This is a genomic window from Bradyrhizobium sp. Leo114, assembly GCF_055229415.2.
Window position 1 is genome coordinate 16,392 of sequence record NZ_JBUYEN020000016.1, and the last position, 13,658, is coordinate 30,049.

Genomic DNA, 13,658 nt, shown 5'->3' on the forward strand with positions numbered 1-13,658 from the left:
GTCACATCCTGAACAGGCCGAACTTCGTCGGCTCGATCGGCGCATTGGCGGCGGCCGATAGCCCGAGGCCGAGCACAAGGCGCGTGTCGGCGGGATCGATCACGCCGTCGTCCCAGAGCCGGGCGGTCGCGTAATAGGGATTGCCCTGGCTCTCATATTGCGCGCGGATGGGCGCACGGAACTTCTGCTCTTCCTCCGCCGACCAGGTGTCGCCCTTGGCTTCGATATTGTCGCGCCGGACCTGGCTCAGCACCATCGAGGCCTGCTCGCCGCCCATCACGGAGATGCGCGCATTCGGCCACAGCCAGAGGAAGCGCGGGCTGTAGGCGCGGCCGCACATGCCGTAATTGCCGGCGCCATACGAGCCGCCGATCACGACGGTGAATTTCGGCACGCCGGCGGTCGCCACCGCAGTGACGAGCTTGGCACCGTCGCGCGCGATGCCGCCGGCCTCGTATTTCTTGCCGACCATGAAGCCGGTGATGTTCTGCAGGAACACCAGCGGAATGCCGCGCTGGCAGCACAGCTCGATGAAATGCGCGCCCTTCAGCGAGCTCTCGCTGAACAGGATGCCGTTGTTGGCGATGATGCCAACCGGGAAGCCCCAGATATGGGCAAAGCCGCAGATCAGCGTGGTGCCATAAAGCCGCTTGAACTCGTCGAACTCGGAGCCATCGACGATCCGCGCGATGATGTCGTGAACGTCGAACGGCTTGCGACCGTCGGAGGAGACCACGCCATAGATCTCCTCGGCCGGATAAAGCGGCTCCCGCGGCTCGCGCATGTTGAGCGCGGCGCGCGCCGGCGGCTTCAATGTGGCGACGATACGCCGGGCGATGCCGATCGCGTGCGCATCGTTCTGCGCGTAGTGGTCGGTGACGCCGGACTGCCGCGAATGCACGTCCGCACCGCCGAGTTCTTCCGCGGTGACGACCTCGCCGGTCGCGGCCTTCACCAATGGCGGGCCGCCAAGGAAGATCGTCCCCTGATTGCGTACGATGATGCTCTCGTCCGACATCGCCGGCACATAGGCGCCGCCGGCGGTGCAGGAGCCCATCACGATCGCGATCTGTGGGATGCCCGCGGCCGACATCTGCGCCTGGTTGTAGAAGATGCGGCCGAAGTGGCGCTCGTCCGGGAATATCTCGTCCTGCAACGGCAGGAAGGCGCCCCCGGAATCGACCAGGTAGACGCAAGGCAGATTGTTCTGCCGCGCGATATCCTGGGCGCGCAGGTGCTTCTTCACCGTCATCGGGTAATAGGTGCCGCCCTTGATGGTGGCATCATTGGCGACGATGATGCATTCGCGGCCCGAGATGCGTCCCACCCCGGTGATCACGCTCGCCGAATGCACGTCGCCGCCATAGAGGCCATTGGCCGCGAGCGGCGACAATTCCAGGAATGCGGTGCCGGGATCGACCAGGAGGTCGACGCGGTCGCGCGCCAGCATCTTGCCGCGCGAGGTATGCCTGATACGGGACGCCTCGCCCCCGCCGCCCGCAACCTGGCTCAGCTTGTCGCGGAGCTCGGCCACCAGGCCGCGCATCACCTCGGCATTGCCGGAAAATTCCTGGGATTTGGGATCGATCGTGGAATGAAGCTGCATGTTGCGCTTTTCTGCCGCGTGTTTCGACAATCTTCAAACTAGAATATCGCGGCTCATCGCGCGATAGGGCCCGCCACTCAAGCCGGATGATTCCCGCCTTGCGAAATTGACCACTGCCGCCGGTTTCGACGCCATGATTCCTCCCGTCGCTATGGATCCTATATCGAAACGATCATACGTTTTTTTATCATTCTCTCAAGAGGCTCAACATTGAGCGATTACCAAGGTTATAGCACGTTGATTTCGCTTGATTTTCCGACTATAAACATACGATCGTTCGCTAGTTTCCCGCTCTTTCTAACGCTCCCGCGAGGGTCCCGATGGCGCGCACGATCGGCTCACACGGTCCAACGACGCTGGAGGCGATCCGCAAAGCCGGAACGCGCCTGATCTTCGAGCATGGCTATGAGGCCATGAGCCTGCGCCAGCTCGCCGCCGAGGTCGGCATCCAAGCGGGCTCGCTCTACAACCACATCAGCACCAAACAGGAATTGCTGTTCGACCTGGTGCAGCACCATATCAACGAGCTGCTGCGCCAGCTCGATCTTGCGCTCGACGGCAAGAGCGGTCCGGAGGAAAAAATCCGCGCCTTCGTTGCCTTCCACGTCAGCTATCACATGACGCGCAAGCGCGAGGTCTACATCGCCAATTCCGAGCTGCGCAGCCTGGAGCCGAAGAATTATGCGGCGGTGATCGCCTTGCGCGAGGCTTATGAGCGGCGCCTTGCCGACATCCTCGAGGAAGGTGTTGCGCAGGGCGTCTTCGAATTGGTGGATGTGCAGGTCGCGACCTTTGCGATCCTGGCGATGCTGACCGGGCCCTGCACCTGGTATCGTCCCGGCGGCCGGCTCTCGAAGGAAGCCATCATCGCCACCCATGAAAAGCTGGTGCTGTCGGGCATTGCGCCGCAGGCGGCCACTCCCCCTGCCCGCGTCAGCCGTAGGGCAACCCGGCGTGTCGCCGCAGGATAATTCGTTCGTCAACGCACGAGGCATTCATGACGGAGCGCGCCGAGCTCGACGAGATCGACCGGAAGATTTTGTCCGAGCTTCAGCAGGACGGCCGGCTGCGCTACAACGATCTGGCGCAGCGGGTTGGCATCTCCGCGCCGGCCTGCCTGCGCCGCGTCCGTGTGCTGCGTAGCCGCGGCGTGATCAGGGACGTCCGTGCGAGCCTTGACGAGCGGACGCTCGGTTACGAGGTGGTGTCCTTTGTCCTGATACAGTTGACCAGCCAGAACCAGGCCACGCTGGAGGCGTTCGAGGCATCGATCGCCCGCCTGCCCCTGGTGCAGCAGTGCTGGCGCATTTCAGGCGAGGCAGACTTCCTGCTCAAATGCGTGGCAACCGGTGTTCAGGGCATGCACCAGCAGCTCCTGCAGTTCTCGGCGATGGCTGAGGTGCGCACCATCAGGAGCTTTCCGGTGCTCGGCGTCTCCAAGGACGCACCGCTGCCGCTCCCGCTTCCCTAGCCAGACGTACCAACTTTGCGCAGCATGCGGTGGAAGCGCGGCCAATCCTTGCCGAGGAGTTCCACGACTTCGGCATTGAGCTTTTCCATCGCGGAATCCAGCGGGGCTCGCAGCGCCCGCCCGCGATCGGTCAGGTAGAGATGGTAGATGCGCCGGTCGCTCTCATCGGCGTGGCGCCTGATCAGACCCGAGCGCTCGAGCCGGTCTATGACGCCGGTCATGGTCGCGCTGTCGATCACAAGGCGCGCGCCGAGCTCGGCCGCCGTCTGCGCGTCCTTTTCCCAGAGCACGCATAGCGCGGCGTACTGCACCGGCGTCACATCGTGCTCGGCCAGCAATTCCTTGGCGCGCCGTGTCACCCGCTGCTGCGCCTTTCCGAGCAGGAAGCTGATGCAGTCCTCGATCTTGTCCATCGTTCCCTTACAGCCGCCGGGGCGTTCTGGGTTGACGTTTTTCACGCACGCATGTTACTTGTGTACAAGTTACTTGTACAGCGGGGTTGGTGATGTCGCATCCTGCCGATCGCAATGCCGAGGAAGGCGCGTCCGAGCCGCAACGCTGCGTGGCGGTGATCGATGCGGGGTTGCCGCTTGGCAAGGCCGCCAACGCCGCCGCCGTGATGGCCCTGACGATGGGCGCCCGCCACCCTCACCTCGTCGGCGATGCGCTGATCGATGCCGCGGGCAATCCCCATGCGGGACTGATCCCGATCGGAATTCCCGTGCTGGGCGCGCCGAAGGAGGATTTGCCGCGAATCCGGCAGAAGGCGGCCGAGGCGGGAATTGAGATCGTCGACTTCCCCGTGCAGGGACAAGAGACCAACGACTACGGCGAATTCCGGCGCATGATGAGCGGCCTTGCGCCGGATAGCATCGAATATCTCGGGATCATGCTGTTCGGCACGAGGAAGCGGGTCGGCCGCATCGTCGGCAAATATTCGCTGCTACGGGCGCTGTGAGAGCACGCTTACATGCTGCTAGTTAGTTAGTGCGTCCAGGGCTCGCCGCGGCGGAACGAGAAATTGTCGGCATAGGCGATCTGCCGGTGCAGCGATTCCTTCGGCTCGAGCACCTGGTAGGGGATGCCCTTGCGTTCGCAATAGGCGATCGCCTCTTCCTTGGTCTGGAAGCGCAGCGTGAGCTGCTGCTTCATGTCGCCGGACGAGGTCCAGCCCATCAGGGGTTCAACCATCCGCGGCTGTTCCGGCTCGTAATCGAGCTGCCATTCCCTGGTCTTGGCACGCCCCGATTGCATCGCGTTTTTGGCGGGCTTAAAAATGCGAGCTGTCGTCATGGATCGTCGAACCTTCGGGGATTGTGCGACATGGAGCGTGTGGAGGGAACGCCCGGGATAGTATACAGACACCTTTCACGGATGTGATGGGTGATTCCTGAACCCGGATGTTACCTTTCCGTCCGGTATAGCCATTCTACCGCGCTGTGACAATCTGGCCGCGGATGGGCTCGAATGTCTCGCGGCGCGGCCTTCTCGAAAGCATCACTTCGAAGCGGGACCCATGAAAATCAACGCCACCCTGCCCGAAAAGGGACGCGATCTCCGGCTCGACCTGTTTCGCGGGGTCGCGAACTGGGCGATTTATCTCGATCATATCCCCGACAATGTGGTGAATTGGATCACCACGCGGAATTACGGTTTCAGCGACGCCGCCGACCTGTTCGTCTTCATCTCCGGCTATACCGCCTCGTTCGTCTACGCCCGGATGATGCTGGAGCGCGGCTTCGTCGTCGGCGCGACCCGGCTGACCAAGCGCGTCTGGCAGCTCTACGTCGCCCACATCATCCTGTTTGTGATCTACATCGCCGCAATCAGCTACCTGGCGTTGCGCTTCGGCGATTCCAACCTGATCAATGAATTCAACGTCGCCGGCCTCGTCGACAACGCGACCGAGACCCTGCGCCAGGGCCTGTTCCTTAAGTTCAAGCCGGTCAACCTCGACGTGCTGCCGCTCTACATCGTGCTGATGGGCCTGTTCCCGCCGGTGCTCTGGTTCATGCTGCGGCAACCGAACCTGACCATGCTCGCCTCGATCGCGCTGTGGCTGGTGTCGCGCCAGGTGGGGTGGAACCTGCCGGCCTATCCGGCCGGCGTCTGGTACTTCAACCCGTTCGCCTGGCAGGTTCTGTTCGTGTTCGGCGCCTGGTGCGCACTCGGCGGCGCGCGGCAGAATGCCAACATCATCAACTCGCCCTACACGCTCTGGTTCTGCGTCGCCTATATGATCTTCGCGCTGATCATGACCATGGCCGGCCGCTTCCCGGATTTCGGCGCCATGTTCCCGGACTGGCTCTATTCAGCCTTCAACCCGAACGACAAGACCAACCTCGCGCCTTACCGCTTCATCCACTTCGCGGTGATCGTCATCCTCGTGATCCGCTTCATCCCGAAGGATTGGGCGGCACTGGAATGGAAGGTGTTCGATCCGCTGATCGTCTGTGGCCAGCAGTCGCTCGCGGTGTTCTGTGTCGGCGTGTTCCTGTCCTTTGTCGGGCACTTCGAGCTGTCGATGAGCTCTGGCTCGCTGCTCGCGCAGATCTTCGTCAGCGTCACCGGCATCGCGATCATGACGATCGTGGCCTACTACATCTCCTGGTCGAAACGGCAGGACAAGCCGCTGCCGAAGACGCCACCGACCCCGGCGAAGGCGACGTAGCGCCATCTTCTCCCTCTCCCCGTTCTTCACGGGGCCGGGACGAGCAGAGCTCGCCCTGAGAGGGTTGGGGTGAGGGGCTGCTTCCGCAAAAACGGTGAGAGTCTGACTCGCGGAGACCCCCCTCACCCGGATCGCATCTTACGATGCGATCCGACCTCTCCCCGCAAGCGGGACGAGGTAATCTCAACTCGGCGGCGGGGCAGTCGAGGCGACGATGCTGGCGACATCGCCATAGGTCCTGACCAGCGGCGCGACGACCTTGTGCATCCGGCCCTTCGACACGATCGTGTCGTGCAGGATCAGGTTGTCGACCCCTGTGGCGAGGAAGCAGTTCACGGCGTCCTCCGGCGTCTCGATGATCGGCTCGCTCTTGACGTTGAAGGAGGTGTTGATCAGCACCGGCACCCCGGTCAGCGCCTCGAACTCCTTCAGGAGCCGGTAGAGCCTCGGATTGGTCGCCTCGCGCACAGTCTGCACGCGCGCCGAGCCGTCGACATGGACGATGGCCGGAATCTTGTCGCGCCACTCGGGACGGACCGGCTTGGCGATCAGCATGAACGGCGAATCCTCCTCACCTTCGAAGATCTCCGTCATTCGCTCGGCCAGCACCAGCGGCGCAAACGGGCGGAACGCCTGCCGGTGTTTGACGCGGCTGTTGAGGATGTCCTTCATCTCTGCCCGGCGCGGATCGGCAATCAGGCTGCGATTGCCGAGCGCGCGCGGCCCGAACTCGGACGGCCCCTGGAACCAGCCGATCACGCGCTGGTCGGCGAGCAGCTTGGCGGTATCGCGGCAGATATCGTCGCTGCGCCTCGCGTCCACCTGCACGCGCACCAAAAACTTCTGCAGCGCGGCCGCGACCTCCGCCTCGCTATAAGGCCTGCCGACGAAAGCGTGCTCCATCACGAAGTTGCGCCGCTGTTTCAGGATCTCGAGCCAGCCGTAATAAGCGCAGCCGATCGCGGTGCCGTCGTCGCCCGCCGCCGGCTGGATCCAGACGTTCTCGAAGCCGGCTTCCCGCGCAATCCGTCCGTTGGCGACGCAATTCAGCGCGACGCCGCCGGCGATGCAGAGGTTCTTGGCGCCCGTGGTCTCGCGCAGCCAGCTCGCGCGGGCGAGCAGCACGTTCTCGGTGTCGTCCTGCACGCGCCAGGCGATGTCCTCCCAGTGACGCATCGCCGGGCTCTTGTCCCAACTGCCGCTGTCGAGCAGATAGGGTTGATTGAATTCGCTGGTCCATGGCGGCACGTGCAACTTGCCGTCGCTCATGTCGAGGAGATGCTTGACCTGCTCGCGACGGCCGTAGGGGGCAAGGCCCATCAATTCGCCGCACTTGTTCCAGTCGCCGAACACGTAGGACGAGACACGGCTATAGAGCGCGCCGAGGCCCGGCATATTGTAGAACTCGTCGCTGAGCATGCCGCGCGAAGGCTCCATGAAGACCTTCTTCAGGCACTCCAGCTTCTCGCCCTCGAACCGGTAGTAGCTTTCGGATTCACGCGCCAGCGGCGACGCCGCATCCGCGTTCGGATACTGCTCCATGACGTCGGACTGATAGTTGCCGACGCCGTCGACCACCATCACCACACCCTCATCGAACGGCGACACCGCAAATGCGCTGTAGGCATGCGCCAGATGGTGGGAGAGCGATACCACCTTGCCCGAGGTCGAACGAAACAGCGGATGTTTGGACGCTTCCTGCCGCTCGGGATACGGAAGAAAGCCGGCCATGTCCTGATAGATCAGCCGCTCTTCCAACTCCGGCACCGGCAGGATGTAGCAATTGCTGACGACCAGATCGACATCATCGAGCGTGATGCCCTCGGCCTTGAGGCAATAGTCGATCGCCTCCTTGTAGAATCCGGACGCGTGCTTCTCGCGCGTGATCCGCTCCTTGGCGATCGCAAAGGCGATCGCGCCGTCGCGCAACAGGCAGGCGCTGACGTCATGATCGTAGGTGTTGAGGCCGAGGACGTAGGTGTGCTGCTTGGGCATGGGGACTCGTCAGGCGGGAATCATCGCGTGGCTTAGGATACGCGATCGTGTCGACATCAAGTTCTCTGCGAGATTTTGTCGGAATCTTTGTCGCCATGGTTCGGCGGCGCACAAATCATTGGATACGACGAAGATGAACAAGATGAACGACGGATGAACGGCAAGACAAACGATGCATTTCTGCAAGCGGGACTATAACTTGACCTCCCCCGACACGCCCAATAGAGTTTTTGCGAAGCGCAAGAACGTTCGACAAAATTTTGTCTTAGTGCATCTGAACTAGTGGCTGTCTCAAACGTCTAAGCAAGACAGTTCGGATTGTTTGGATGTCTGGAAGTGACCGGGAGATTACTGAATGGTTAAACGCTACAATTTCCTGACGCGCTGCCTTGCCGCGGTGGCATTGCTGTTCGTCTATGTCGCCAGCACCTCGGCGATTCTGGTCGGCGCGACCACCTCGTCGGCGCAGGCGCAGTATCGCGGACGCGGCGGTTGGGGTCGCGGTCGCGGCGGATGGGGTTATCGCGGCGGTTATCGCCGTGGCTGGTATCCCCGCGGCTACGGCTACTACGGCGGCTATGGTGGCCCGCGCTGCTGGTGGACCCCGCGCGGCGTTCGCGTCTGCAGGTAGTAGCGTTAGCCCGACGCTACTGCACTAGATCAAAGGAAAAATCAGGTGCGTCGGAAACGGCGCACCTGATTTTCTTTTGGCAAGAGAGCTCTCGCGGCTCAGCTCTCGAGGATCGCGACCGCCCGCGTCCAGCCAGCGGAAGCGCGCTCGATCTTCACCGGGAAGCACGACACCATGAAGCCGGTCGAGGGCAACAGTTCGAGATTGTGCAGCTTCTCGAGGTGGCAATAGCCGATGTGGCGGCCGGCCTTGTGGCCTTCCCAGATCAGGCTGGCATCCCTCGTCTCGGCATATTTCTTCGCGGTGTAGACGAACGGCGCATCCCAGCTCCAGCCGTCGGTGCCGGTCAGCCGCACGCCGCGCTCCAACAGATACATCGTCGCCTCATAGCCCATGCCGCAGCCGGAGACGACATAATCCGGCCGGCCGAATTTTGCGCCGGCGCTGGTGTTGACGACGACGATCTCGAGCGGCTTGAGCGTATGGCCGATGCGGATGAGCTCCTCCTCGACATCCTTGGCGCTCGCGACATAGCCGTCCGGTAGATGCCGGAAGTCGAGCTTGACGGCCGGCTGGAAACACCATTCCAGCGGCACTTCGTCGATGGTCCAGGAGCGCTCGCCGCGGTTCATCGTGGGATGGAAGTGCCAGGGCGCATCCAGATGCGTGCCGTTATGGGTGGAGAGATTGACCTGCTCGACCGCCCAGCCCTGCCCGTCCGGTAGATCTTCCGCTCGTAACCCCTGGAAGAATTCCAGCATCCGCGGCAGGCCCTGCTGGTGGTCGATATACTGGATGGTCGGATGGTTGCCCGGCGGATCGGCCGGCACGTCGTTCTGCAGGGGGACGGAGATGTCGATCAGTTTGCGCGCCATGGTCTGTCCTCTCGGGTTTCCTCGATGAAATTCTGGATCAGTACGCCGATCCCTGCAACGTCAGCAGAAATCTCGTAGTCCGGGTGGAGCGCAGCGCAACCCGGGCTACGGACACACACGGCGAACCTTTTACCAATGGTTAGCCTTACCGATGTTGCCACAGGAACGTCATTCACCAGCCTTCATTGACGTGCAAGGAGTGCGGATGACGAACGAGCTCGACAAGATCGACCGGACGCTCGACGAAATGCTGGTGAACCTGGGCGCCATCGTGCTCAAGCTCGCCTCGGTGTCGAAGACCGCGGCGGAGCGGCGGGCGCTGGCTCAATCCGTCCATCAGTACACGGTCTGCGCCGAGCGATCGAGCGACCCCCGAGTCCAGCGCCTGCGGGTGGAACTCGAAGCGACCCTCCAGCCTCCGCTGAAACTGATCTCCAGCCGGTAGCGCCGACGCATCCTACCGGGCTTGGGGCGCACGCCTCTGCTCAAAAGCGCGGCATCGCAGTTTTGTCAAACGCCGCCGCTATAATTTGACATTTCGTGCGCCGGAACGGCGCCGATCCGCGCTCGTTGTCGTCGAACAGATGGCGCGGCTGGCGCATGCGCATGGCGCCAGATTGATGATGGCTGGATGCGGTTGATTTGGCTCAACACCCGTACCGCGCAGAAATAGACAGTAGCGCGTCCAGCAAAAGCCGTCACGATTGGCAATCGTCGCCAGGAAACAACGAGGCGTTCAATGCAAGATGCAAGCAGCCCGTCCGCCGTTCCCGATAGCGCCGAACTCGATCTCCTTGATCGGTACTGGCGCGCCGCCAACTACCTCTCGGTCGGCCAGATCTATCTGCTCGACAATCCCCTGCTCCGTGAGCCGCTTCGCAAGGAACATATCAAGCCGCGCCTGCTCGGCCATTGGGGCACGACGCCCGGTTTGAATTTCGTCTATGCCCATCTCAATCGCGTGATCAAACACCGCGATCTCGACGTCATCTATATCTGCGGCCCCGGTCATGGCGGGCCCGGCATGGTCGCCAACACCTATCTCGAAGGCAGCTACACCGAGATCTATCCCAGCATCACGCGCGACGTCGACGGCCTGCGCAAGCTGTTTCGGCAGTTCTCTTTTCCCGGAGGCATCCCGAGCCACGCCGCGCCGGAGACACCTGGCTCGATCCATGAAGGCGGCGAACTCGGCTATGCGCTCGCTCATGCCTATGGCGCGGCATTCGACAATCCCGATCTTCTGGTTGCCTGCGTCATCGGCGACGGCGAAGCCGAGACCGGCCCGCTCGCCGCCTCTTGGCATTCGAACAAGTTTCTCAACCCTGCGCGCGACGGCGCGGTGCTCCCGATCCTGCATCTGAACGGCTACAAGATCGCCAACCCGACCGTGCTCGGGCGGATGAGCGACGAGGAAATCCGCCATCTGTTCCTGGGCTTCGGCCATGAGCCGATGTTCGTCGAGGGCGAGGATCCCGCGACAATGCACCGGCAGATGGCTGCCACGCTGGATGCGGCGACCGATCGCATCCGCGCCATCCAGCAGGCCGCGCGAGGCGTATCGCCATCACAAGAGCGGCCACGATGGCCGATGATCGTGCTGCGCAGCCCAAAGGGCTGGACCGGACCCAAGGAAGTCGACGGCCTCAGGGTGGAAGGGTTCTGGCGCGCGCACCAGGTGCCGATTGCCGAAGTCCGCAGCAATCCAGGCCATCTCGCGATACTGGAGCGATGGATGCGCGGCTACCAGCCGGAAACGCTGTTCGACGAGCAAGGCAGGCTGGTTCCGGAATTGCAGAAACTGGCGCCGAACGGCGCGCGGCGGATGGGCGCCAATCCGCATGCCAATGGCGGCACGCTCAGGCGCGAACTGGAATTGCCCGACTATCGCAACTACGCGATCGAGATCACGACGCCCGGGGGCGTGATCGATGAAGCAACGCGCACAATGGGCAAATTCCTGCGCGACGTCATGAAGCGCAACGAAAGCACGCGCAATTTCCGCATCATGGGTCCGGACGAGACCGCCTCCAACCGGCTCGATGCCGTGTTCGAAGCGACCGATCGCGTCTGGATGGAGGAGATCGAGCCCTACGACGTCCATTTGTCCCGGGACGGCCGGGTGATGGAGGTCTTGAGCGAGCATCTCTGCCAGGGATGGCTCGAGGGTTATCTGCTCACCGGGCGACACGGATTGTTCTCCTGCTACGAGGCTTTCATCCACATCGTCGATTCCATGTTCAATCAGCACGCCAAATGGCTGAAGGTCTCCCGCGGCCTGCCCTGGCGGCGCCCGATCGCCTCGCTGAACTATCTGCTCACCTCACATGTCTGGCGGCAGGATCACAACGGCTTCAGCCACCAGGATCCGGGCTTCGTCGATCTCGTTGCCAACAAGAAGGCGGACATCGTCCGCGTCTACTTCCCGCCGGATTCCAACTCGCTGCTATGGATCACCGACCATTGCCTGCGCACCTACGACCGGATCAACGTCATCGTGGCCGGCAAGCAACCAGCGCCGCAATGGCTGACGATCAAGGAGGCCGCAGTTCATTGCGAGGCCGGAATCAGCGCGTGGCCATGGGCCGGAACGGAAACACCGGATAACGACGTCGACGTGGTGATGGCCTGCGCCGGCGACGTGCCGACGCTGGAGACACTCGCCGCTGTCGACATTCTCCGGAAGCAGATCCCCAAGCTCAAGATCAGGGTCGTCAACGTCGTCGACCTCATGGCCCTGCAGCCGCGCGAGCAGCATCCGCATGGCCTCACCGACCGCGACTTCGACACCCTGTTCACCCGCGACAAGCCGGTGATCTTCGCCTATCACGGCTATCCCTATCTGATCCACCGCCTCACCTATGCGCGCACCAACCACTCCGGCATCCATGTGCGCGGCTTCAAGGAAGAGGGAACGACGACGACGCCGTTCGACATGGTCGTGCTCAACGAGCTCGACCGCTTCCATCTGGCGATCGAGGTCATCAACCGCGTGCCGGGACTTGCGGCCTCCGCGGCAGCCGTGAAGCAGCATTGCCTCGACCGGCTGATCGAGCACGGCAAATATGTCCGCGAGCACGGCGAGGACATGCCCGATATCCGCGACTGGTCCTGGCCGTACGGCACGGCCGCGAACGCCGGCGACTGATGCCCGATCACAAGCGTTGAGGCTGAAGAAGATGCCAAACGCCCTCCTCGTCCTCAATGCGGGATCGTCCACGATCAAGCTGGCGCTGTTTGCGAGCGGCGGCTCAGGCGATCCCGCACTGCTGTGCAAGGGCATGCTCGACCATCATCAGCATCAGCCGCAGATGGTCGTGAAGGACCTCCACGGCAACGTGCTGTTCGAGCGGCACGCCGCGGCGGAAGCGGACGACGAGCGCTTCTTCTCGGATCTGTTGCACTGGATCGATGAATTCCTCGCCGGTGGAACTCTCGTCGCGGTCGGTCACCGCGTCGTTCATGGCGGCCTGAAATTCTTTGAACCGGTGCAGGTGACGCCGGCCATCCTGCAGGCGCTGCGCGAGCTCACCCCGCTCGCGCCCTTGCACCAGCCGGTCTGTCTGGCGCCGATCGAGGCGATGCAGAAGCTGCGGCCGGACCTGCCGCAGGTCGCCTGCTTCGATACCGCCTTTCACCACAGCGTCGCGCCGCCCATGAGCCGCTTTGCGCTGCCGCGGCATTTCGAACAGGAAGGCGTGCGCCGCTACGGCTTTCACGGGCTCTCCTACGAGTTCATCGCCCGCCGCTTACGCGAAATCGCGCCGGATCTGGCGACGGGGCGGATCGTGACAGCCCATCTCGGCAACGGCGCCAGCCTGTGCGCGATGCGCGACGGGCGCAGCATCGATACGACGATGAGCTTCACGACTCTGGACGGGCTGATGATGGGCACGCGCTGCGGCGCGATCGATCCCGGCCTGCCCCTCTATCTGCAGCAGCAGCGTGGGCTCTCGGCCGACGAGATCGAGCACGTGCTCTATTACGAGTCCGGACTGCTCGGCGTGTCCGGGATCAGCGCCGACGTGCGCGTGCTCACCACGAGCGACGATCCGCGTGCCGCCGAGGCGCTCGAACTGTTCGCCTTCCGCGCGGGGGCGGCAATCGCCGCGATGACCCACAGCCTGGGCGGCCTGGATGCGATCGTCTTCACCGCCGGGATCGGCGAGAACAGCCCCGAGGTGCGGAAGCGGATCTGCGCCGGCCTTGGCTGGCTCGGCGTGGAGATCGATGATCGCGCCAACAGCGCCAATGAACTCAGGATCGGTGCGAAGACGGCGAGTGTTGCAACCCTGGTAGTCCCGACCGATGAGGAAGCGGCTATCGCCGCTCACAGCCAGGCCTTGATTACAAATCGTTGAGAATGACGAACGGCATTGCCGTCGCTCTCACGGCCGCGATCCGGCGGG

At 62.9% G+C, this 13,658-nt stretch carries 13 protein-coding genes; 8 read left to right on the forward strand and 5 right to left on the reverse strand.

Annotated features, from left to right (window positions below):
* Position 1 precedes the first annotated feature (1 nt).
* The gene (locus tag ACZIRK_RS20320; protein ID WP_130225712.1) at positions 2-1,606 is read right to left on the reverse strand and encodes a carboxyl transferase domain-containing protein; all 1,605 of its coding nucleotides are present in this window, start codon (positions 1,604-1,606) and stop codon (positions 2-4) included.
* A gap of 320 nt (positions 1,607-1,926) precedes the next feature.
* Between ACZIRK_RS20320 and ACZIRK_RS20325 the strand changes: the two genes are divergently transcribed.
* On the forward strand, positions 1,927-2,577 hold the full coding sequence (locus ACZIRK_RS20325; RefSeq protein ID WP_130225711.1) for a TetR/AcrR family transcriptional regulator: 651 nt from the start codon (positions 1,927-1,929) through the stop codon (positions 2,575-2,577).
* A gap of 26 nt (positions 2,578-2,603) precedes the next feature.
* Positions 2,604-3,077 (forward strand): Lrp/AsnC family transcriptional regulator, encoded by a 474-nt coding sequence (locus ACZIRK_RS20330; RefSeq protein WP_130225710.1) that lies wholly within the window; start codon positions 2,604-2,606, stop codon positions 3,075-3,077.
* Here ACZIRK_RS20330 and ACZIRK_RS20335 read toward each other — a convergent pair.
* Positions 3,074-3,490, reverse strand: a complete 417-nt coding sequence (locus ACZIRK_RS20335) for a MarR family winged helix-turn-helix transcriptional regulator (RefSeq protein WP_130225709.1) — start codon at positions 3,488-3,490, stop codon at positions 3,074-3,076. The two genes, ACZIRK_RS20330 and ACZIRK_RS20335, sit on opposite strands and share 4 nt — an antisense overlap.
* Before the next feature lie 92 nt (positions 3,491-3,582).
* On the opposite strand from ACZIRK_RS20335, the gene ACZIRK_RS20340 reads away from it, so the two are divergent.
* On the forward strand, positions 3,583-4,035 hold the full coding sequence (locus ACZIRK_RS20340) for a DUF2000 domain-containing protein (protein ID WP_130225708.1): 453 nt from the start codon (positions 3,583-3,585) through the stop codon (positions 4,033-4,035).
* A 26-nt stretch (positions 4,036-4,061) separates the two neighbouring features.
* Here ACZIRK_RS20340 and ACZIRK_RS20345 read toward each other — a convergent pair whose 3' ends face one another.
* Positions 4,062-4,370: an ETC complex I subunit gene (locus ACZIRK_RS20345; protein WP_035691450.1), complete on the reverse strand. Its 309-nt coding sequence runs from the start codon at positions 4,368-4,370 to the stop codon at positions 4,062-4,064.
* A 223-nt stretch (positions 4,371-4,593) separates the two neighbouring features.
* Between ACZIRK_RS20345 and ACZIRK_RS20350 the strand changes: the two genes are divergently transcribed.
* Positions 4,594-5,748, forward strand: a complete 1,155-nt coding sequence (locus ACZIRK_RS20350) for an OpgC domain-containing protein (protein ID WP_028166802.1) — start codon at positions 4,594-4,596, stop codon at positions 5,746-5,748.
* A gap of 183 nt (positions 5,749-5,931) precedes the next feature.
* Here the strand turns inward: ACZIRK_RS20350 and ACZIRK_RS20355 are convergent, their stop codons facing one another.
* A complete protein-coding gene (locus tag ACZIRK_RS20355; RefSeq protein WP_463328032.1) occupies positions 5,932-7,743 on the reverse strand; it encodes a carbamoyltransferase family protein in 1,812 nt (603 codons plus the stop codon).
* Positions 7,744-8,098: 355 nt separating this feature from the next.
* On the opposite strand from ACZIRK_RS20355, the gene ACZIRK_RS20360 reads away from it, so the two are divergent.
* Positions 8,099-8,374: a hypothetical protein gene (locus ACZIRK_RS20360; protein ID WP_130225706.1), complete on the forward strand. Its 276-nt coding sequence runs from the start codon at positions 8,099-8,101 to the stop codon at positions 8,372-8,374.
* A 98-nt stretch (positions 8,375-8,472) separates the two neighbouring features.
* Here the strand turns inward: ACZIRK_RS20360 and ACZIRK_RS20365 are convergent, their stop codons facing one another.
* Positions 8,473-9,249, reverse strand: coding sequence for a cyclase family protein (locus tag ACZIRK_RS20365; RefSeq protein ID WP_028166799.1), 777 nt, complete (start codon positions 9,247-9,249; stop codon positions 8,473-8,475).
* Between the two features lie 205 nt (positions 9,250-9,454).
* Here ACZIRK_RS20365 and ACZIRK_RS20370 point away from each other — a divergent pair, with 205 nt between their 5' ends.
* The 3 genes from ACZIRK_RS20370 to ACZIRK_RS20380 all read left to right on the forward strand — a co-directional run bounded on the left by ACZIRK_RS20370 (position 9,455) and on the right by ACZIRK_RS20380 (position 13,610).
* A complete protein-coding gene (locus tag ACZIRK_RS20370) occupies positions 9,455-9,694 on the forward strand; it encodes a hypothetical protein (RefSeq protein WP_130225705.1) in 240 nt (79 codons plus the stop codon).
* Positions 9,695-9,988: 294 nt separating this feature from the next.
* Positions 9,989-12,397 (forward strand): phosphoketolase family protein, encoded by a 2,409-nt coding sequence (locus ACZIRK_RS20375; protein ID WP_130225704.1) that lies wholly within the window; start codon positions 9,989-9,991, stop codon positions 12,395-12,397.
* Positions 12,398-12,428: 31 nt separating this feature from the next.
* Positions 12,429-13,610 (forward strand): acetate/propionate family kinase, encoded by a 1,182-nt coding sequence (locus ACZIRK_RS20380; RefSeq protein ID WP_463328033.1) that lies wholly within the window; start codon positions 12,429-12,431, stop codon positions 13,608-13,610.
* Positions 13,611-13,658 lie beyond the last annotated feature (48 nt).

What these genes read in the sequence shown, in the direction of transcription:
- ACZIRK_RS20360 (WP_130225706.1), top strand. Translation starts at nt 8,099, where the DNA reads ATGGTTAAACGCTACAATTTCCTGACGCGCTGCCTTGCCGCGGTGGCA.
- ACZIRK_RS20340 (WP_130225708.1), top strand. Translation starts at nt 3,583, where the DNA reads ATGTCGCATCCTGCCGATCGCAATGCCGAGGAAGGCGCGTCCGAGCCG.
- ACZIRK_RS20370 (WP_130225705.1), top strand. Translation starts at nt 9,455, where the DNA reads ATGACGAACGAGCTCGACAAGATCGACCGGACGCTCGACGAAATGCTG.
- ACZIRK_RS20335 (WP_130225709.1), bottom strand. Translation starts at nt 3,490, where the DNA reads ATGGACAAGATCGAGGACTGCATCAGCTTCCTGCTCGGAAAGGCGCAG.
- ACZIRK_RS20320 (WP_130225712.1), bottom strand. Translation starts at nt 1,606, where the DNA reads ATGCAGCTTCATTCCACGATCGATCCCAAATCCCAGGAATTTTCCGGC.
- ACZIRK_RS20345 (WP_035691450.1), bottom strand. Translation starts at nt 4,370, where the DNA reads ATGACGACAGCTCGCATTTTTAAGCCCGCCAAAAACGCGATGCAATCG.
- ACZIRK_RS20330 (WP_130225710.1), top strand. Translation starts at nt 2,604, where the DNA reads ATGACGGAGCGCGCCGAGCTCGACGAGATCGACCGGAAGATTTTGTCC.
- ACZIRK_RS20350 (WP_028166802.1), top strand. Translation starts at nt 4,594, where the DNA reads ATGAAAATCAACGCCACCCTGCCCGAAAAGGGACGCGATCTCCGGCTC.
- ACZIRK_RS20325 (WP_130225711.1), top strand. Translation starts at nt 1,927, where the DNA reads ATGGCGCGCACGATCGGCTCACACGGTCCAACGACGCTGGAGGCGATC.
- ACZIRK_RS20365 (WP_028166799.1), bottom strand. Translation starts at nt 9,249, where the DNA reads ATGGCGCGCAAACTGATCGACATCTCCGTCCCCCTGCAGAACGACGTG.
- ACZIRK_RS20380 (WP_463328033.1), top strand. Translation starts at nt 12,429, where the DNA reads ATGCCAAACGCCCTCCTCGTCCTCAATGCGGGATCGTCCACGATCAAG.
- ACZIRK_RS20355 (WP_463328032.1), bottom strand. Translation starts at nt 7,743, where the DNA reads ATGCCCAAGCAGCACACCTACGTCCTCGGCCTCAACACCTACGATCAT.
- ACZIRK_RS20375 (WP_130225704.1), top strand. Translation starts at nt 9,989, where the DNA reads ATGCAAGATGCAAGCAGCCCGTCCGCCGTTCCCGATAGCGCCGAACTC.